Raw genomic sequence first — 19,100 nt, 5'->3', positions numbered from 1 at the left:
GGTGTCTTCGTTCCGCCGCACGCGATGGCGCTCCCACCGGGTGTCGTCGCCGACCCGGAGGTATGTCAGATGAAGGTTTCGCGCGGTGACGTCGTCGGTTCGGCGGGGGAGCGGTGAGATGCTGCAGTCGGCTCGGGGGTCGATGCTGCCCGGTCGCGATGTGCTGCTCGCGGCGTTTCGGGGTTTGCCACACGATGGCCATCCGATCCTCGACGCGGCGGGTGAGCTGGCCCAGCTGCATGCCTTGCGGGAGCGGACACCGCTGAGCGAGTCGGCGCCGATCGACCGGCGCAGGGCGCAGCTCATGCGGGCGATCGACCGCTGGGTGATCCTGGCCGCGCCGGTGCCGTCCGCCGCGGCCGACGAGCACTGCGAAACCCTGGGCGGACTGGTCGACCGGCTGGCCAGGCACAGCACCCAGGCGTTCGTCGCGCCTGCCGGTGCGCCCGACTCGGTCCACCACGACGAATGGGTTCGGCTCGACGATCTCGCCGACAGCTATCAGCGTCTCGTCGACGATCTGTGGGCAGGGGTGCGCAGCCTGCCTGCGCACACGTACTGATGCCCCAGGAACTCTTGGGCCGGTGGCGGTTTCGTACGACGTATCATTGGGCGTGAGCATTCACGCTGATTCGTCCGGCACCGGGCCCGACCCTGCCTGCGCGTGGTCGCCGGATCGGCCCGATGCGTGTCCGGCTTTATCCGCCGTCGACGGCGGTCGCGCCGGGTCGTCGGCCCTGTCGGTCGTCTTGCCGATTCGTCCGCGCACCGCGTCCACCGACGGAGCCCCGCTGTTCTGTGTGGCTGGTGAAGCGGGACTGGCCTGGAATTACGCTGGTCTGGTCACGCACATCGATCCCCGCGTCCCGATCTACGGGCTGCAAGCCACCGTTACCCCGACGCCCCGCACGATCCGCGACTACGCCGCCCGCTATGTTGCCGAGATCCGCCGGATCGCCCCGCGCGGTCCCTACCAACTACTCGGCTGGTCCGCGGGCGGTTTCGTCGCCCACGAGATCGCGGTGCTCCTGCGCGCTGCCGGTGACCACGTCCGGGTGGTACTGCTCGACACCGACCCCGCCGCCCGCGGAGCCGTTGCGCCGCAGCGGCTCTCGGCCGGACGATTCGTCGCCCGATTCGGCCCGCTGCTCGGAGTCGAGACCGGCACAGCCGAACTCTCTGCCGACGAGACCGCCGCGATCGTCACCGCAGCCCTAGCCGGGACAGTGGAACTCACCGGCGCCGACCTGGACCGGATCGCCGACGCGGCGGACACGACAGCGCGGATGGTGGCCGGTCATCGCCCCTCGCTTCTCCCCGGAGATCTGACCGTCTGTGTCGCGGGCCGCGCGCCCGACGGCGAGGACCGGCCGAATCCGGAAGTCGCGGTAGGCAACTGGCGTCCGTACGTCGAAGGCGAAGTCACCGGCATCGTCCTGGATGCGGCGCCCGACGAGCTGACCGCACCGGAGCTGCTGCCCGAGATCGCCCGCGTCCTCGGCACGGCCACCGCGACGTCGACAACCGGCGTCGCACGCTGATCGCGATCCGCCGCGATCGGCAGGCCTGTCGCTACTGAGCGATATCGGCGCGTGCCTGGGCGATCAGCGCCGCCGAATCGCGCGGGCTCAACGCCATCGCGCGCAACTGGTCGAAGATCACGCCGAACCGGCGGATCTCGGAGTGCCCTTCGACGAGGTCGTGCACCGACATGCTCTCCACGTACACCAGTTCGGGGTCGACCGGATTGCGGAAGTCGAGCAGCGTGAACGAGCCTGCCATGCCGGGATGAGCGCCCGCGTCGAACGGCAGCACCTGCAGGATCACATTCTTGCGCTTGGTCTCGAGCAGCAGCCGGTCGAGCTGACCTGCCATCGTGGCAGGCCCGCCGACCACCCTGCGGATCGCCGCCTCGTCCATCACCACCCAGAGCTCGAGCGGCTCCTCCTTCGTCAGGTTGACGGCACGATCCATCCGCGCCTTCGCCCTGCTCTCCATCACCGCGGCATCGAGGCGCGGCATCGACGTGTCGATCACGGCCGCGGCGTAGTCGAAGGTCTGCAGCAGGCCGGGCACGGTCGAGGTCTGGTACTGGCGGGCAGACAGCGCTTCTGCTTCGAAATTGATGTACGTGGCGTAGACGTCGGACAGCGCGCCCTCATAGGCGTGCGACATACCGGGTTTGAGCGCGTCGGTGAGCAGGCTGAGTGCTTCATCGCGCGTTCTCTCGTTGACCTGATACAGGTCGAGCATCGCGCCGAGAGTGCGGCGTTGCGGGCGAGCCTGCGCCATTTCGATGCGATACAGCGTGGTCACGTTGATGCCGGTACGAGCGCTGACATCTTCCTTGCTCAAACCCGCGGTTTCGCGCAACTCGCGCAACATGGCGGCGAGCCGGCGCAACCGGACGGTCAGTGTCGTGCGCTTGCCTGCCATGGTTCCCCTTCTCCTGTGGCGCGCTTCGTGAATCGCATTATTGCGCTGTGGGGCGCCGATGTCACGCGATCGGCGAAGAAGGCAGGCCGTCGCGCATAGCAGGAGGTCGACGCGCTCGAAGACACGCCGTAAAGCCGTGCTGCCCTGCGGATGTGACCGCCGGTTCTGTCAGGGTGGCTTTACTGCAGGAGTGACAACGCAATCTTGCGTTTCGTCTTGTGAGCGAGCATGATCCAGTTAGCCTGGTTGCGAGCAATCCGAACAGAAGACCGGGATAACCGAATCGAGAGCCAATCATGTTGGTACACAAATCTTGGGTGTCGGGTGAATTCGGGGCGTTGCGATGAGCGCGCCGGTGATGGGGGTACTGCCGACTGCGCCGCAATTGTTGTGCGCATTCCAGGGCAGGCGTTTTCAAGATCGAGAATTGTTGCGGTCGGCGCACGCGCTCGCTGAACTGCACGAACGGCGAGCACAGGTGCGCGATGCCGCGCTGATCGCCGAAATCGATTGCCGTCGCAGCGAACTCGTCGACGATATCAACGACTGGATCGTGCAGGAGATCCCGTTGCATCGCAACGGCGCGTCACTGCACACCGAGAGTCTGGGCGCCGTCGTCGACCGGATGGCGCGCAGCTGGGTGGATGCCAACCAGGCCATCGACCTCGACGGTGCGCGCAGCGACAGCACGCACAAGCACTGGTACCACCTTGCCGAGCTGGTCGACGGCTACACCGATCTGGTCACCGACGTGGCCGGTGGCAGGCGCAGGCTGCCTGAGCAGTAGCTCATCACGCGTGCTCGGGTGACAGCATGGCCTCGAAGGCGATGCGGTCACCCCGGTACAGCGATCGCACCCGTTCGACGGGTGCGCCGTCGGCGTCGACACTGCGCCGGTGCAGCAACAGCATCGGCAGCGCGGTGGTGCATTCCAGCAGTCCCGCCTCGCGCGGCGCGGCGAGCACGGTTTCGATGCGTTCGCGCGCGGCGGCGAAGGCGACGCCGGTCGCGCGGATCGCCGCGTACAGCGAGGTGGTCGGGTCGTAGCTGCCGCGCAGGCCGCCGAAACGGTGCAGCGGCAGGTAGGTGCTCTCCAGTCCGATACGTTCGCCGTCGGCGAGCAGCACCCGTTCCAGGTGCATCACCTCGGTGCCCGGCTCCAGTTCCAGGTCGGCGGCGGTCTCCGCGTCGGCGGGGACGTCTTCCCAGGCGACGAGAATGCGGCCGGGTGTCCGGCCGAGTTTGATCGCGCCCTCGGTATAGGACTGCAGCGACAGCGGCTGGGTGAGTTTCGGGCGCGAGACCACAGTGCCCCGGCCGCGGCGGCGAATCTTGCCCTCCACCAGTAGTTCTCGCAGTGCCTGGCGCACCGTCTCGCGGGCGACGCCGAAGCGGGCGGCGAGGTCGCGTTCGGACGGCACCGGGTCGCCTTCGCCGAGATCGGCCAGGATGGCGTCGATCTCGGTGCGAACCAGGAACACCTTGGGAACGCGCGTCGTGTGCGGTGCTTCCATGCCGTCCAGCCTACATGGATTGGTCTATACCAAAATTTAACCTGCCGTTCTCGCTGCCCACACCTATCGGTCTAGACCATTTGTCACCATCATTGGCATGCGATTGGTCATCATCGGTGGCGGAATACTCGGCACCGCACACGCCTGGGCGGCGATCGCCCGTGGCCACGAGGTCGTTCAGCTCGAACGCGAACGTGCGGCACGCGGTGCGACGGTCCGCAACTTCGGCCTGGTCTGGGTCTCCGGCCGGGCGGCGGGTGAGCTGGAGCTCACCCTGCGTTCGCGCGAGCTGTGGGAGGAGATCGGCGGCCGGGTCGCCGGTGTCGGTTTCCGTCCAGCCGGATCGATCACGCTGGTGCGCACCCCCGCCGAACTCGCCGTCGCGGAGGCCGCGGCCGCGGGTGCGACGGCGCAGGCGCGTGGCTTCGCCCTGCTCGATCCCGACGACGTGCGCGCGCTCAACCCGGCACTGCGTGGCAAATACCTTGCCGGACTGCACTGCTCGACCGATGCCGCGGTGGAATCGCGCCAGGCGCTGCCAGCGCTGCGCGCCCACATGGCGAGCAGCGGCCGCTACACCTTCCACGAGGGCACCGAAGCCCGTTCGGTACTCGATACCGGATCGGGTGCCGTCGTCGTGGACGATCACGGCCGCCGCCACGAGGCCGACCTGGTCGTGCACTGCCCCGGCGCCGCGCACTCCGGCCTCACTCGCGAGCTCGCCGGTGAGCTGCCGGTGCGCCGGGTCCGGCTGCAGATGATGCAGACGGCGCCGCTCGGCGAACCGCTCACCACCGCGATCGCCGACGGCGACAGCTTCCGCTACTACCCGGGTTTCGCAGGCGCCGAAGTGGATTCGCTCGCCGCCGAGCAGTCCCAGACCGCGACCGCCGCCGAGCACAGGATGCAGCTGCTGTGTGTGCAGCGCCTGCACGGCGGCCTGACCATCGGTGACACCCACGAATACACCGAGCCGTTCGCCTTCGACGTCGACGAGGCGCCCTACTACCACCTCACCGAGGTGACCGAGGAGCTGCTCGGCCGCAAGCTGCCGCCGATCGTGCGCCGCTGGGCAGGCGTCTACAGCCAGAGCGTCGACCCCGACACCATCGTCACCCGGGTGCAAGCCGACACCAACGTCTGGGTCGTCACCGGCCCCGGCGGCCGCGGCATGACGCTGGGCCCCGCCATCGGCGAGCAGACCGCCGACCAGATCGGATTGTGAGGACAACCATGCCGGACAACAGGATTCAGCTCGCCGTCCTCGACATGGCAGGCACGACCGTCGCCGACGGCGGACTGGTGCTGCGCGCCTTCGAAGTCGCCGCCACCGCCGCCGGGATCGACACCGAAGGCCCGCGCCGCGACGAGGCTCGCCGGTACGTGGTCGACACCATGGGACAGTCCAAGATCGAGGTGTTCCGCGCGCTGCTCGGTGACGAGAACGCCGCCAAGGCAGGCAATCTCGCCTTCGAAGCCGCGTACGACGCTCTGATCGACGAGGCCGACATCGCACCCGTTCCCGGTGCGGTCGAGGCGATCACGGCGCTGCGTGCGGCGGGCGTGCGGGTCGCGCTGACCACCGGATTCAGCCGCGGCACCCAGGACAAGCTGCTGGCCGCTCTCGGCTGGGCCGATCTGGTCGATCTCACCCTCGCGCCCTCGGACGCGGGCCGCGGGCGCCCCTACCCCGACATGGTCCTGACCGCGGCCCTTCGCCTCGGCGTCGACGCGGTCGACCGGATCGCCGTGCTCGGTGACACCACCAGCGACATCGCGACCGGCCTCGCCGCGGGCGCCGGCATCGTCGCCGGCACCCTCACCGGCGCGCACACCGCCGACCAGCTGCGCGCGGCGGGCGCGACCCACGTGGTCGCCTCGGTCGCAGAGTTCCCCGCACTCGTTCTCTGATCGCGTGTCGCGGCGGCCGTCGCGGTATCTCCCACCGTCCCTGCGATTCCCCCTCGACACCAAGCCGAAAGTTGCTGTAATCGTGCGTACTTCCCTCACCGCGCGCCGCTTGTCCAGGGCCGCGCTGCTGCTGGCCGGCGTCACCGCCGTCGCGTTCACCGCGGCCTGCGGTGGCACCGGCACCGAATCCGCGGACGGCAGGACCGTCACCGTGTACTCCGCCGACGGTGTCGGTGGCTGGTACAAGAACCGCTTCGCCGAGTTCACCAAGGAGACCGGCATCGCGGTCAACCTGGTCGAGGCGGGCTCCGGCGAGGTCGTCAACCGCGTCGACAAGGAACAGTCGAACCCGCAGGCCGACGTCGTCGTCACCCTGCCGCCGTTCATCCAGAAGGCCAAGGAGTCGGGCCTGCTGCAGCCGAGCGGCATCGACACCGCCGCGATCCCCGCCGCGGACAAGGACGCCGAGGGCACCTACGTGACCCTGGCGAACAACTACCTGTGCTTCATCGCCAACCCCGCGGTCGACGCCTCCGCGCTGACCTGGGAGGACCTGCTGAAGCCGGAGTACAAGGGCAAGCTGCAGTACTCCACCCCCGGCCAGGCCGGCGACGGCACCGCCGTGCTGGTGCTGCTGCAGCAGCTGCGCGGCAAGCAGGGCGCGCTGGACTACCTGGCCGCGCTGCAGGCCAACAATGTGGGCCCGTCCTCGTCCACCGGCAAGCTGCAGGCCAAGGTCGACAAGGGTGAGCTGCTGATCGCCAACGGCGATGTGCAGATGAACCTGACGACGGTGAAGGAGAAGGGCTCCATGTTCGACGTCTTCTTCCCCGCCGCCGACGGCAAGCGCTCCACGGTGCCGGTGCCCTACGTGATGGGCCTGGCCAAGGGCGCGCCGCACAAGGACGACGCCACCAAGCTGATGAGCTTCCTGCTCGCCACCGACGCGCAGAGCAAGCTGGGCCCCGAGGCGTTCGCCGTGTCGCCGCGCACCGATGTGGCCGCCCCCACCGAGGGTGGGCCTGCCGCCGCGCTGAAGGGTGTCGACGTCGTCGCGGTCGACTGGAACAAGGTCCTCACCGAGCTGGACGCCGACCTCGCGGCGTACCAGAAGGCAACCGGCAGCTGAATCCGGCTGTGCTGTAAGGGAGTTGACGATGTCCGACGGTGACCTCCGCATCAAGTCCGCCACGCGCACCGCGGCGGCGGCGAACGAGCAGGCGATCGTGTTCGACCGGGTCGGGGTCAGGTACGGCAGGGGCCGCAAGGCCGCGGTCGCGCTGGCCGATTTCACCCTGCGCGTCGCCGTCGGCGAGACCGTCGCGCTGCTCGGCCCGAGTGGGTCGGGCAAGTCGACCGCGCTCAAGGCGCTGGCCGGGTTCGTCCGGCCTACCTCGGGCGCGGTCCGGCTGGCAGGCCGCGACGTCACCGATCTCTCGCCCGCCAAGCGCGGGATCGGTGTCGTCGTCCAGTCCTACGCGCTGTTCCCGCACATGAGCGTGCACGGCAATGTCGCGTTCGGGCTGAGATCGCACCGGATCCCGCGCGCCGAGATCGGCGCGCGGGTCACCGAGGCGCTGGACATGGTCGGGATGGCAGGCTACGCCCAGCGGCTGCCGCGCGAGCTGTCCGGCGGCCAGCAGCAGCGGGTGGCGATCGCCCGCGCGCTGGCGATCCGGCCCAAGGTGCTGCTGCTCGACGAGCCGCTGGCCGCGCTCGACGCGCAGCTACGGCACTCGATGCTCGGCGAGCTCCAGCGGTTGCGGAAAGCCTTGCCCGACACGGCGATGCTGTATGTCACCCACGATCAGGCGGAGGCGCTGGCACTGGCCGACCGGATCGCGGTGATGCGTGATTCCCGGCTGGTCGACGTCGATACCGCCGAGAACTTGTGGCAGCGTCCCCCTTCCGATTTCACCGCCGGATTCCTCGGAGGGGCGAACCTGGTGCCGTGCACGGTCGATCACATCACCGGTACCGCGGCGCTGGTCACCGCCGGTACCGCGACCTTGCGTGCCCAGGCGCCGCCGCCCGGTGTCGGGCTGGCCGACTGGGCGCCGAACGATGCTGCGTTGCTGTGCATCCGGCCGCACACGATCACCGTCGGCAAGACCGGCGACCGCGACGCCCTGCGCGCCACCGTGCTGACCTCCATGTGGCGCGGCGCGTCGACCAGGGTCGAGCTGGCGGTCGACGGCCTGCCCGGTGAGCTCGCCGCCGACGTGCCGGGCCACTTCACCCCCGAGGTCGGCGCGGTCGTCGGCGTGCGGCTGCCCGATCCGGCCGGTGTGCTGATCCCCAATGCCGTCGGCGGCGGCGGAAGTGCCGGTGCCGCAGACAGTTCTGATCGTCGGCAGGGGAACGCGTCATGAACGCCATCGCTGTGCCGCTCGCCTCGGCCGTGGGCGGCACCGTGATGCGAGGGTGCCGAGGCTGTCTGACAGGTCGAAGCTTCGTGACCGAGACAGCTTTCCCCACCACCTCGGCGGGCTCGAACCCGACATGGCCACTTTCGACTCGGTGTAGCGGCGCGGAGGTGCGGCGATGAGTACTCCGGTCCTCGATCAGCCGGTTCCTGCGGCTGAGGTGAAACCCGCTCCCACGCGGCGTTCGTGGCTGCCGGTTCTGTGGACGTTGCCACCGGTGCTCGTCGTGCTCGGCATCGCGGGCTACCCGATCCTGCGGGTGCTCACCGAGTCCACCCAGACTCCGACCGGGCGCGGCACCGAGGTGTGGACCTCGGTGCTCGGGTCCGAAGCGTTCCGGGAAGCGTTGTGGCGCACCGTGTCCATCGCCGTCTGCGCGGCGGCGGGGTGCCTGGTGCTCGGGACGTTCCTGGCGATCGTGCTGGCATTCGTGCCGTTCCCTGGTTCGGGGGTGGTCGGCAGGCTCATCGACACGATCTTGACTCTGCCGTCGTTCCTGATCACCCTCGCCTTCACGTTTCTCTACGGAACGGCGGGCGCGGTGAACGCGCTGCTGGCCGAAGTGACCGGCGCCACCGAGCCGGTCGTCGACTTCCTCACCACCCCGCTCGGGGTGATCCTGGCCGAGATCACCTACTTCACCCCGTTCGTGGTGCGGCCGGTGCTCGCCGCGTTCGCACAGCTGCCGCGCGAACAACTCGATGTGGCAGCGAGCCTCGGCGCGTCACCGTGGCGGGTGCTTCGGCAGGTAGTCCTGCCCGAGGCGTGGCCCGCGCTCGCGGCGGGCGGCAGCCTGGTGCTGCTGTTGACGCTCAACGAGTTCGGCATCGTGCTGTTCACCGGAGCCAAGGGCGTGATCACCCTGCCCGCGTTGATCTACACCCGCGGCATCGTCACCTTCGACCTGCCCGGCGCCGCCGTGCTCGCCTCGGTGCAGGTGCTGCTCTCGCTCACCCTGTATCTCGCCTACCGGCTCGTCTTCGCCCGGTTCACCACCCGCCCGAAGGGGGACTGATCGTGCTCGTCTGGACTCCTCGGGGAAAAGCTCTGGTACTAGGCGTGTTCGCGCTGGTGGTGGCGGTCGTCTTCGTGGCCCCGATCGCCACGGTGGTCGCCGCCGCACTGGCGGGCAGCTGGACCGGCCCGCTGCCGTCGGACCTCGGCTTCACCAATGTGGGCAACGCCCTCAGCGGTGAGCAGGCCGCCAGCCTGTCGGTGAGCCTGCAGACCGCACTGCTGGCCGGCGCGATCTCGCTGGTCATCGGCACCTGGGCGGCACTGGCTTCGCGGGAAGCGCCCGGCTGGCTGCGCCGCTTCACCGACGCGGTGTTCCACCTGCCGGTCGCGGTGCCTTCGGTCGCCGTCGGTCTCGGTGTGCTCATCGCCTTCAACGAACGCCCGCTGCTGCTCGGCGGGACCAAGTGGATCGTGATCCTGGCGCACACGGTCCTGGTCCTGGCCTACGCGTTCAGCGCGGTCTCCGCCGCACTGGACCGGCTCGACCCCGCCTACCGTCAGGCCGCCGAATCCCTCGGTGCGGGCCCGGTGCGGGTCCTGTGCCAGATCACCCTGCCACTGCTGCTGCCGGCCCTGGGCGCCGCAGCGGGTCTGGCGGTGGCCCTGTCCATGGGCGAGCTCGGCGCCACGATCATGGTCTACCCCGCCACCTGGAAGACGTTGCCCGTCAGCATCTTCGCCCAGACCGACCGCGGCGAGGTGTTCGACGCCGCGGCCGGAACCACGGTCCTCGTGATGGTGACGCTGGTCGTGCTCGTCGTCCTCGGCCGGGTGCGGGGCCGCGCCGCCTTGCGGTGAGTCGAGCGGTCTCGCTACAGGAGTGCGGCGGCGTCCACGGCAGTGAGACCGCCGTCGACCCGGAGATCATGGCCGTTGATGTAGGCGGCGTCGCCGGAGGCGAGGAAGGCGACAGCGGCAGCGACGTCCTCGGCGGTACCGACCCGACCGGCGGGGGACAGACCCGCGACGCCGGCCTGCGCGGCCTCCGAGAGTTCGGCGCGGAAGGCCGGCGTATCGATGTAGCCGGGGCTGACCGAGTTCACGCGGATCCGGCGCGGCGCCAATTCGGCGGCGAGCGTGCGGGTCAGATTGTGGACGGCGGCCTTGCTCGCCGAGTACAGGGCCGCGCCGGGGACACCCCGGTGGAGGCCGAACGACGCGTTGATGACGATCGCGGCGTGATCGGGCAGCAGCGGCAGCGCCTTCTGGATCGTGAAGAACGCGGCCTTGACATTAGCGGCGATCACGTCGTCGAACAGCGCGCCCGTGACCTGATCGATCGGCTGGAACGAGCCGATACCCGCATTGGCGAACACCACATCGAGCTGACCGAAACGGTCGGCGACGATGGCCGCCATGGTGTCGAGGTCGCCGAGATCGGTGACATCGCCCGCGATACCGTGTGCGCGCTCGCCGAGTTCGGATACCGCAGCGTCGAGCCGGATCTTGTCGCGACCGGTCACCACCACCCTGGCGCCTTCGGCGACCAACCGGTGCGCGGTGGCCAGACCCATCCCACTGGAACCACCGGTGATCAGGGCCGTCTTGCCGTCGAATCGAGAACTGTTGTGCGTCATGGATTCAGCGTGGCCGCTCGCCCGACGCGTCGGCAGTGCGCAGTTATCAGGGGTGTGGCAACACCAGGCTCGCACGGCCCGACGCATCGAGCGTGGCAGTTACCTTGCGCATCAAGCAGATTCGGACAGGCGTAGCCGCGGCAGGCGGGCGAGACGCTCGGCGGTATCGGAGCCCGGCCTCGGGTTGTACAACACCAGCGACCAATTCGGATGGTCGGCGATGGTCAGCGTGGTGGCGTCGAAGTACAGCTCGCCGACCTCGGGATGACGGAGGGCATTCACCGCTTGCAGCGGAGCACCGACCTCATGCCGTTCCCACAGCCGCGCGAACTCCGGCTCAGCGTCAGCGAGTTCGCTCGCCACCCGGTGAAATTCGTCATCGTGCGGTGCGAGCGCGGCATCGGCACGATACGCCGCGACCACCCCGGGCGCCGCCGCATCCCACAGTTCGGGCAGCCCGCGATACCGCGGACTGGTGAAGAAGGTAACCAGGCAGTTGTGTGGCTTCCCGTCCGCACAGCCGAACACCCGCCCGCCGATGACATTGAACGCCAGGATGTTCCAGTACCGATCACGCACCACGGCGGGCCCCCGATCCCAGCCATCGATGAGCTGACGAATCTCAGGAGTCACCTCCGCCCCCGTCGTCCCACTCGCAATCGGCGGATTCAGCCCGGCGAGCAGATACAGATGCGCCCGCTCCGCTTCGCTCAACCGCAAGACCCCCGCCACGGCGTCGAGGACTTCCGCCGACACCGTGATGTCGCGCCCCTGCTCGAGCCACGTGTACCAGGACACCCCCACCCCAGCCAACATCGCGACTTCCTCGCGCCGCAGACCGGGCGTACGCCGCCGTCCCACCACCGGCAGACCCGCCTCGCCCGGACTGATCCGCGCCCGCCGCGACCGCAGGAAATCGCGCAACTCTTCGCGCCGCCGGGCGGATGCCGTACTGACCATAAGACCAAGTTAGCAACGTGGGGTATCCCTACGGTGTTGGTCAAGCTGGATCGGTCGTGGTTGGTTGTGCCGTCGTGGGCGTTTCGGTGTTAGTTCAGTCGTAGTAGGCCGGCGTCGGTGGTTCGGAACCCGCAGGTGTCGCGATAGAAGCTGTTGAGGTGTGGTTCGTAGTCGACGTGGAGCCACTCGACACCGAGCTTGCGCAGGTCCCTGATGAGCGCAGTGACAAGGCTGGCGCCGGCCGGCCGCAGCTTCGATCTACTCGCAGCCCAAGCCGCCTACTGTGACGGCGCGGTAGCCGCCGTGTGGCTCCACGGGTCGACTGACGTTGTCGTCGCGGTCACTGATCTCGACGAAGCTCTCGGGGGCTTGTTCTCCGCCGCAACCGACCGGCAGATTCAAGACCGCACCGAGTGGAACCAGGCGCGCCAGCCAGCTGGGGCTGCTTTCGAACAATTCGTCAACGCGGCGCGCAGGGAGCTCGACCTTCCCCCGGCCCCTGTGAGAGTTTTTCACTCTGCACAGACGCTCCCGACAACCGGGCGCGACTCGGCCGCGATCACCGAACAGCGATGGGGCTCCTGATGACTGCCGCGCTATTGGCAGCGTGCGCTGCTGTCCTCGGTATCGTGATCGGCCGCCTCTGGGACCATCGCACCGAAACAACCCCCTGGCGACGGGATAGACGCGCCGACAGTTACCAGCAGCTCGCCGCCGCTTTCCGTACCAGCTACGACACGATCCAACAGATCGCCTTAGCCAACACAGCAGACGATCGCATCCTCGCGGCCGACAACCACGTGTGGCACAGCGCGCTCAGCAGTGTCTGGATCTATGGCACTCCGGAGGCTGCGCTGGCCGCCACCCGCCTCGACAGAACCCTTAGTCAGTTGTTTGAGGATTCGAAGAACCGTCAACACAGCACAAGCGACAAGGCCTCGGCCGGACTGCTGCACGATCGGGTGACAGCGGCTAGGCAGCTCGAAAAGCTGGTGTGGCCATGACGGCTTCGTACTTGACCGGAGTCAAATTGCCGAGCCTGGACTGGCGCCGACGCCGGTGGTACATCTGTTCGATCCAGGTGACAATCGCAATCCGCCCTCTGCTGGAGAAGGTGTGATCGAAACGTGGGTCAGCCGTGGTGGTACCCGGTATTCAGGGGCCAGCCCTGGCGTAGGTGCAGCGATACGGCTTGAAACACCTTTTGTTCCGATTCGGCATTGTCGGGCAGTTGCACGTGGAGGGCTTTCAAGAGATCGAAGCGGTGCAGTGCCACAACGGCATTCACCAGTTCGCCGTATGTTCCGGCGGAGGCGACGGCAGCTCTATAAGCCAACACGGTGAGAATGACCGTTGCGAGCGTGACGGTGACCAGCCACCAACCCGAAAGTAGGAAAGCAGACACGGCGCCCAGGCAAGCGAAGGCGACACAGAAACGGCAGGCGGAGTCCAGTTGGTCGCGGGCCTCATCTGTGGTTGCGGCTGCGCGTTCAGGGAGGAGGCTGTGCAGGAGCGGCCAGGCTGCCACGATATCGAGGCCGTAGCGATCGGCCATGCGTTCCTCGGCAGCTCGTAGAGTATTGCCAAGGCGGGTGGGCAGGAGACGTTCCCTGCTCGGCAGCCCACTCATCGCAGCCGCAGCGGCGAGCAGTCTGCTGTGATCGGCGGTGGCCGGGTCGTTGGTCTGCTGACGCGCACTCAGGCGGTTCCATCGGAATGTCCAATAGGCTCGCATGGGCAGACCGATGAGTTTCAGCGGGCCTCGGAGCAGCGGATATCCTTCAAGCGTGCGAACAAGGGCAACTTGGAGCGGCTGAAGGACCAGCACCGCGACCAGGACGGCAACCGTGATCAGCGTCCACTGGGTGGCGCTGAGGCCATCAAAGGTCTTCACCAGTTGCTGATGGCTCGGCGGACGACTCGGCGCGCCAGCGGCCAGTTGCACGGCGACGCCCAGCACAACGACAAGCGTTGGAAGGAGCCCGACAACGGTCAGGCGGCGACCCAGATTCTGGCCGAGACCGGGTAGATTCGCAGCCGTCATCAGACCTCGGCCACCATCGCGTCCGAGTGCACCGGACAGTGGGGCACCTCTGGTGTGTACAAGACAAGGCCGAGTCGCCGGGTACACCCAGGTTGTGGACAACGCAGGACAACAACTTCCCAGCGAGGCCGGCCAGGGAGCACCCCACGCCCCGCCAGATCGACATCGCGGCGCAAATACTGCGGCGGCGGTGGCAGCGTGTACGCCGCCTTGCGCGACAGGACGCCGAGAACGTCGCCGTTGTGAAAGACCAGAACCGACATACGCTCATCGGCTGCGTCGAAGTAGTTCAATGCGGCGGTCACCGCGTGGTCAGCATCGACGTCGGCGTTTACGACGATGGCAGGCACGTTCTGGCCAGGTTCGTCCGTCCGGTCCAGTTGCGCCGTCAGCGCTGCGAGCGTGATCATCGAGACTCCTCTGCAGAGAACACCGCTCCTATGTTGCCTTGGCAGACATACGCGGCCCAATACGCCGGGTGAGGGTAGCGCCGGCGCAACGCTTTACGTGCGTCATCGAGCGCAATCGGTGGTGACACACCTTCGCTCAACCTGGTGTAGAAGTCGGTCATCAGCTCAGCGGACTGACGGTCCGGCACCTTCCACAGCGTCATAACCAGGCACCCTGCACCGGCGAGCGTCACCGCCCGGCGCAGGCCGAATACGCCTTCACCCACATGTGAATCGCCGTGGGCAGTGTCGCATGCCGACAGGACAACCAGCTTGGTCCCGGTGAGATCCATATTCGCCACGTCCGCCGCGGTCAGAACACCGTTACCGGCGGCGGGGGGAAGGTCTCTGCCCGCCAGCCAAGAGTTGGCTCCCGCCAAGGCCAGACCTGACCGCAGCATCGGATCGTCAACGCCCGCACCAGACAGCCGCTTGAACACATCGTTCGGCATGACCTCGACGAACTCGATGGGAGTGGACAAGATACCGTCGAGTACGACGAGTTGGCGTTGCGCGTCGGCTGCTGTGATGATCTGACCCACGGCGAACTGTTCGGGACCCAGCACCGGTGGCGGTGCGGCACCCAAGAAGAAGCCGTGAGTGGACAGATGAAGCACCAACGGACTACGGACGCTGAGAACCTCCGATTTGACTGCGTCTGCCCCCGTGACCGGCGTGGTTTCAAGTAGCGCGCCGATCTTCTCCCCCTCGGTGTACGCCCCCGGCAGCGGAGCGAATGGCCCCGTCATACCAGGCGTCGCCAGCAGGTCGAAATCGGGGGCAGTCACCACCATCGGCTCGGTGTGCGATGACGAAACTGTGCTGCGCGCCAAGTCCTGGCCCGCCGACACGTACGACAGCAGCCAGCGATCCATCACGCGCCCGCTGTCGTCGAACGGCAATGCCTCGAACGGCAGACGTGTCAGTTCGCCGTCGGGAGCGAGCATCAGATGCTCGACGCCGTCCAGATGAGGCATCAGCGGTTCGATTAGTGCGCGGCACAATTCAGCAGGACTGTCCGTCTCTGCCTGCTGACCGCTGAATTCCCGGACGGAGCTGTCGATGAGCCGGTCGACCAGATCACCGTCGGCCAGATCGATAACTATCGCATTGCTCAGCTCGCGCAAGATGATGGCCGCGTAGCGAGTTCCGTGCCTCATACCTTCGGCGCTACGGTCCTCAGAGCTGAAGTCGTACACGACGAAGCGGCGGAACTCCACGAGCGCAGCCCGTGGCGGGATCGCAGAGACGAGCTCGCTGAGCGGCGCACCGAACAAGTCCGACTCGCTCACGCGACGAGTGCGAGTGGCGATCTCCGACTCCATGGCGTCGAGCCGCCGACGATAGGCGATTAGCCGATCCTCGTGTTCTTTCTCCTGCCCGAACGCAGGTCCTGCCAGTCGCCACTCCCCGATCGCCGTGCGTAACGCAGCTGCTTCCCTGGCCCGTGCGCGTACCAATATTTCGGTGCCAGGTGTATGTGCGGTCCGATCGATCGATGATCTCGCTGCGCGCGTGGTGAGTCCGTTGCGGCGCAGCGCTGCACTGGCGACAATGGCAGCCGAGTTTGGATCGCCAGGCAGATCGGCGAGCAGCACGGACAGCATCTGGTCCACCCGGAACCGCGACGTATTCGCAGCCGCCAGCCACTGGCGCTGTGACCCACGTCTGAACACTTCGAGCAGCCAGCGGTCGTCCATGACGACCGCCTCGTCGAAGGCTGTGAGAGCCTCGACCGCGCGACCGGTCGAGGCGTACAGCTCAGCAAGGTTAGCGAGCACCGCGCTCAGTGTGTCCGCATTGTCGGGCACTTGGCGCAGCAGGGCCACCGCCTCCGTGAGCCGTTGTTCGCAGTCGTGATCCCGTCGCATCCGATAGTCCAGCCGGGCGAGGCCGTTCAGAAGAGAAGCGCGTTCGGAGGGATCCGCGTCGGTCGGCTGTGCCGCAACGACCTCGCTGAGAGCAGCTCCTGCTTCCTCGTAGCGCCCACTCATCTCGTAGAGCGCACTCAGCGAAGTCAAAACCCCACGCTGCACCGATGACGCCGCCCCCGAATCGCGTAGTACCTTCAACGCGTGCTGATAGTTTTGTTCAGCATGGTGGTAGTACCCCATCCGGTGATAGACCTGCCCGATACTGTGCACGGCACGGGCAATGCCATAGCGGTCACCGGCGCGGCCGAACAAGTCCATTGCGCACTGCAGCGTGTACTCAGCCTCACGAAGGTCCTGAGCGCGGGTCAGCTGGATGCCAAGGTTGAGCAGGTTGTTGGCCACGACCGCTCCGGTTGTCTGTTCGCTCAGCCATTCGGGTTTGCTAGACGCTTCCATGTGCTCGCGTGCCAAGCCGTAGGCTCGTACCAACTCTTCGGTTGCTCCTGCGAGATCTCTGATGCCCTGCAGCAGGTTACCGAGATGCAGCAGCGCCGCGATCTCCAGCGGGCGCCCTACCTCCGGCGAGAGCTGTGATGCGTAGCGTGTGGTCTGTCGCCAGTGTTCTTCGGCCTCGTCACCCGACTGGAGGTGAGCGGCCAGCCTTCCTGCCAGAAAGTGACTATGCGCGCGAAGCGACACGTCCGCCGTCGAATCGGGTGCACCCGATCCCGTGCTTGTGGCCAGCTCGGTGAACAACTCGAGAGCCCGCTCGTGCTCGCCGCCATCGCTCGCCACTCCCGCCGCGTCGAACAACGCCCGCACCAGCTCCGGATGACGGGGCGGTACCAACCCGCGCCAACCATCGACGATGTAGTCCGCGAATGCCGCAGCCTGCTTGTTGTCGCCCAATTTCTGGGCGACAAGGAAGACGGTGGCCGCGCGTTCGAGCACGACCTCGTCATCGCCTCGGACTGCTCTGCTGATCTCCCACCCGGTCGTGGCGAGAATCAGCGCGGCGGCGAACTCCTCCTTGCCAATGCATTCGCGTAGCAGCTCGTCGTTGGCGATCAGCAGATCGACGTGCAGGGCTTCATTGCACGCTTTCCGCAGAACCTCGGCGGCCGCACTATAGGCACCGTGCGCTTGAAAGCTCGCCGCTTCCTGCATCGCTCTGACACGGATCTTGTCCAAGCCTGCCAATCGCCGCATCCCGTCTGGTGCGTCGGCCGTAAGTTACAGGGCCCCATATCATTTCGCTACGCCAGCCAGAGCATGGCGGGTGTCGTTCAGGGTATGCGAAGACAACCGAATCCGCCATCGGCCACCGCGGCCGCCAGGTTCACCCGCCCCGGCGTAGTCGTGACAAGTGGTACCAGTCAAGGTCCGATTCCATGCTGACCATCATCAGCAAGAGCTGCCTACCAGGACGAAGACTCTCCCAGTGCCTCAACGCCAGCATGTCCACCGCTTGTATCAAGCCTATGTCGGCCGACCACCCAATCGCGAAGACCCGAACTCGTTGCAAGCGTGAGGCGTTCGGCGATCTGCCTGTAAGGCTGGAGCGATCGAAGGGTTCCGTTCGACCGACCATGTGAGAGTGCGTAACCAACATGTGACCCCTGCGAGCGGGGCCGACTCTGCACTCCCAAGGCCCTGAGCAGCTCGCGCGATCGGCGGCATGAGCGGATGTTCGTACAGGTGCAATTCCAATGTCGGAGTGTGGATCTAACATCAACTCCGAGCGAGGCGCAGGTCTCGGTGACGAGGAAGCAGGAACGTGACGGCAGACCACCAGCACACGATGAGTGCAAAAATTGAGCTGCTCCTGCGACTAGACGCCGAAGAGGAACTCGAGCGCAGACAAGAAGGCGACGACGAGTTCTCCGAGAACTACGACGACGCACGATTGTGGCTGCCCGAGGGTGTCGAGCTACCCGAAGTACTACCAGCGGGACTTCGCGCGCTCTACGCCCTCACCGCTCATCCACAGTTCGGTGACCTGCGGTTCAGCTCACACCACGATTTCTGGCCCCAACCCCTGATCGACTCCGCAGGCGAAGTCATCGATGCAGGCAACACACTGACCATCGGGCGGGCAGAAGACCAATCGATTGTGCTCGACCTCGATACCGACACCGTGTTCATCTTCGACTTCCTGTACTTCCGCCACGGTTTGGACAGCGGCTTCGTTCTGCGATGTGACAGCGTCGCGGAGTTCGTCAGCACTGTCGCGTTGGGGCCGCGGTACCCGTATATCCACGGTCCGCACGAAACCTGGCGAGAGCCATGGTGGTTGACCGATCCCTGGTACATCTACCTTAAAGAGCTCGGCTTCGCATAAGACCGCCATCGGGCTCACACGGGTTCAGTCACCAACCCGGGTCGGACCCCGCATCCTCGGGGAACGCACTCAATTCGGCATTCAGGACGCCTATACCGACTTGGTAGTGATTCGATCGAAGACCGATCAGCGGACGGGAGGGGGCTGTTGCAGGAGAGGTGACATCGTCACGTCCGTACAGGAAGTGGGCATTGAAGGAGTGTGTAACGAACAACTCACCCCGGCCAGATGTGCGCACCACGTACTCCCTGTCGTCTGAGCAGCGCGAAGATCAACTCAGAATTCCTCTCTTAGTTCCACCACCAACGGGGTCGGCCGATTCAGTCAGCGTCCCAGGAGGCATCTCGAGTGCCAGACAGGCTGTCCGACCGCGCGATAGGCGGCAATACAGAATCTACTTGAGAGCGGTCTGGCTGAGGTGCTTGCTCAACGGTCAGGTGTGACTTGGGCGTGTCGTTCGTGGGCGGCGATTGCGGTGCTGAGTCCCTGGACGGCTTTGTCGTACTGGTTGCGGTCGAACAGGAATGGACCGAATGCGGTGTAGTCACGAG

19 protein-coding genes and 1 pseudogene are annotated in these 19,100 nt (G+C 66.7%); 12 read left to right on the top strand and 8 right to left on the bottom strand.

Going from position 1 to position 19,100, the window contains the following annotated elements:
* Positions 1-118: 118 nt before the first annotated feature.
* Together ACFWF2_RS29730 and ACFWF2_RS29725 are read left to right on the top strand one after the other, a co-directional pair.
* Positions 119-562, top strand: a complete 444-nt coding sequence (locus tag ACFWF2_RS29730; RefSeq protein WP_379310779.1) for a hypothetical protein — start codon at positions 119-121, stop codon at positions 560-562.
* A gap of 52 nt (positions 563-614) precedes the next feature.
* Positions 615-1,541 carry a thioesterase domain-containing protein gene (locus ACFWF2_RS29725; protein ID WP_379310778.1) on the top strand — a complete coding sequence of 309 codons (927 nt, stop codon included), beginning with the start codon at positions 615-617 and terminating at the stop codon, positions 1,539-1,541.
* Between the two features lie 31 nt (positions 1,542-1,572).
* On the opposite strand, the gene ACFWF2_RS29720 is transcribed toward ACFWF2_RS29725, so the two are convergent.
* Positions 1,573-2,436 carry a helix-turn-helix domain-containing protein gene (locus ACFWF2_RS29720; RefSeq protein WP_379310777.1) on the bottom strand — a complete coding sequence of 288 codons (864 nt, stop codon included), beginning with the start codon at positions 2,434-2,436 and terminating at the stop codon, positions 1,573-1,575.
* A gap of 427 nt (positions 2,437-2,863) precedes the next feature.
* Here ACFWF2_RS29720 and ACFWF2_RS29715 point away from each other — a divergent pair, with 427 nt between their 5' ends.
* A complete protein-coding gene (locus tag ACFWF2_RS29715) occupies positions 2,864-3,223 on the top strand; it encodes a DUF4254 domain-containing protein (RefSeq protein ID WP_019048160.1) in 360 nt (119 codons plus the stop codon).
* Between the two features lie 4 nt (positions 3,224-3,227).
* On the opposite strand, the gene ACFWF2_RS29710 is transcribed toward ACFWF2_RS29715, so the two are convergent.
* Positions 3,228-3,950 (bottom strand): GntR family transcriptional regulator, encoded by a 723-nt coding sequence (locus ACFWF2_RS29710; RefSeq protein WP_379310776.1) that lies wholly within the window; start codon positions 3,948-3,950, stop codon positions 3,228-3,230.
* A gap of 97 nt (positions 3,951-4,047) precedes the next feature.
* On the opposite strand from ACFWF2_RS29710, the gene ACFWF2_RS29705 reads away from it, so the two are divergent.
* From ACFWF2_RS29705 to ACFWF2_RS29680, 6 genes are all read left to right on the top strand, one after another.
* Complete coding sequence (locus ACFWF2_RS29705) at positions 4,048-5,175, top strand: TIGR03364 family FAD-dependent oxidoreductase (protein WP_379310775.1); 1,128 nt, start codon at positions 4,048-4,050, stop codon at positions 5,173-5,175.
* Between the two features lie 8 nt (positions 5,176-5,183).
* Positions 5,184-5,861, top strand: coding sequence for a phosphonatase-like hydrolase (locus ACFWF2_RS29700; RefSeq protein WP_379310773.1), 678 nt, complete (start codon positions 5,184-5,186; stop codon positions 5,859-5,861).
* Positions 5,862-5,943: 82 nt separating this feature from the next.
* Positions 5,944-6,990, top strand: a complete 1,047-nt coding sequence (locus ACFWF2_RS29695; RefSeq protein ID WP_379310772.1) for a 2-aminoethylphosphonate ABC transporter substrate-binding protein — start codon at positions 5,944-5,946, stop codon at positions 6,988-6,990.
* A 28-nt stretch (positions 6,991-7,018) separates the two neighbouring features.
* Complete coding sequence (locus ACFWF2_RS29690; protein WP_379310771.1) at positions 7,019-8,233, top strand: ABC transporter ATP-binding protein; 1,215 nt, start codon at positions 7,019-7,021, stop codon at positions 8,231-8,233.
* Positions 8,234-8,405: 172 nt separating this feature from the next.
* On the top strand, positions 8,406-9,302 hold the full coding sequence (locus ACFWF2_RS29685) for a 2-aminoethylphosphonate ABC transporter permease subunit (RefSeq protein WP_379310770.1): 897 nt from the start codon (positions 8,406-8,408) through the stop codon (positions 9,300-9,302).
* A gap of 2 nt (positions 9,303-9,304) precedes the next feature.
* Positions 9,305-10,102, top strand: a complete 798-nt coding sequence (locus tag ACFWF2_RS29680; protein WP_379310769.1) for an ABC transporter permease — start codon at positions 9,305-9,307, stop codon at positions 10,100-10,102.
* A gap of 14 nt (positions 10,103-10,116) precedes the next feature.
* Here ACFWF2_RS29680 and ACFWF2_RS29675 read toward each other — a convergent pair whose 3' ends face one another.
* Together ACFWF2_RS29675 and ACFWF2_RS29670 are read right to left on the bottom strand one after the other, a co-directional pair.
* Positions 10,117-10,881: a glucose 1-dehydrogenase gene (locus ACFWF2_RS29675; protein WP_379310767.1), complete on the bottom strand. Its 765-nt coding sequence runs from the start codon at positions 10,879-10,881 to the stop codon at positions 10,117-10,119.
* Between the two features lie 111 nt (positions 10,882-10,992).
* A complete protein-coding gene (locus ACFWF2_RS29670) occupies positions 10,993-11,841 on the bottom strand; it encodes a helix-turn-helix transcriptional regulator (protein WP_379310766.1) in 849 nt (282 codons plus the stop codon).
* A gap of 213 nt (positions 11,842-12,054) precedes the next feature.
* On the opposite strand from ACFWF2_RS29670, the gene ACFWF2_RS29665 reads away from it, so the two are divergent.
* Together ACFWF2_RS29665 and ACFWF2_RS29660 are read left to right on the top strand one after the other, a co-directional pair.
* Positions 12,055-12,426: a hypothetical protein gene (locus ACFWF2_RS29665; protein WP_379310765.1), complete on the top strand. Its 372-nt coding sequence runs from the start codon at positions 12,055-12,057 to the stop codon at positions 12,424-12,426.
* Entirely contained in the window at positions 12,426-12,845 is a 420-nt protein-coding gene (locus tag ACFWF2_RS29660; RefSeq protein WP_379310764.1) for a hypothetical protein, read from the top strand. The genes ACFWF2_RS29665 and ACFWF2_RS29660 overlap by 1 nt, the downstream gene beginning before the upstream one ends.
* On the opposite strand, the pseudogene ACFWF2_RS29655 reads toward ACFWF2_RS29660, so the two are convergent.
* The 4 genes and pseudogenes from ACFWF2_RS29655 to ACFWF2_RS29640 form a co-directional block, all read right to left on the bottom strand.
* Positions 12,814-12,939, bottom strand: a pseudogene (locus ACFWF2_RS29655) (IS3 family transposase); the annotation flags it as partial. The gene ACFWF2_RS29660 and the pseudogene ACFWF2_RS29655 sit on opposite strands and share 32 nt — an antisense overlap.
* Before the next feature lie 34 nt (positions 12,940-12,973).
* Positions 12,974-13,885, bottom strand: coding sequence for a hypothetical protein (locus ACFWF2_RS29650; RefSeq protein WP_379310763.1), 912 nt, complete (start codon positions 13,883-13,885; stop codon positions 12,974-12,976).
* Positions 13,885-14,295 carry a hypothetical protein gene (locus ACFWF2_RS29645; protein ID WP_379310762.1) on the bottom strand — a complete coding sequence of 137 codons (411 nt, stop codon included), beginning with the start codon at positions 14,293-14,295 and terminating at the stop codon, positions 13,885-13,887. The genes ACFWF2_RS29650 and ACFWF2_RS29645 overlap by 1 nt, the downstream gene beginning before the upstream one ends.
* The gene (locus ACFWF2_RS29640; RefSeq protein ID WP_379310761.1) at positions 14,292-17,399 is read right to left on the bottom strand and encodes a CHAT domain-containing protein; all 3,108 of its coding nucleotides are present in this window, start codon (positions 17,397-17,399) and stop codon (positions 14,292-14,294) included. The genes ACFWF2_RS29645 and ACFWF2_RS29640 overlap by 4 nt, the downstream gene beginning before the upstream one ends.
* A 610-nt stretch (positions 17,400-18,009) precedes the next feature.
* On the opposite strand from ACFWF2_RS29640, the gene ACFWF2_RS29635 reads away from it, so the two are divergent.
* Entirely contained in the window at positions 18,010-18,549 is a 540-nt protein-coding gene (locus ACFWF2_RS29635; protein WP_379310760.1) for a hypothetical protein, read from the top strand.
* Positions 18,550-19,100 lie beyond the last annotated feature (551 nt).

The sequence above is a fragment of the Nocardia sp. NPDC060259 genome (assembly GCF_042728775.1).
In the GTDB taxonomy this organism is placed as follows: Bacteria; Actinomycetota; Actinomycetes; order Mycobacteriales; family Mycobacteriaceae; genus Nocardia.
Note: the sequence above shows the minus strand (reverse complement) of the source record. Positions and strands in the feature narration are given on the sequence as shown.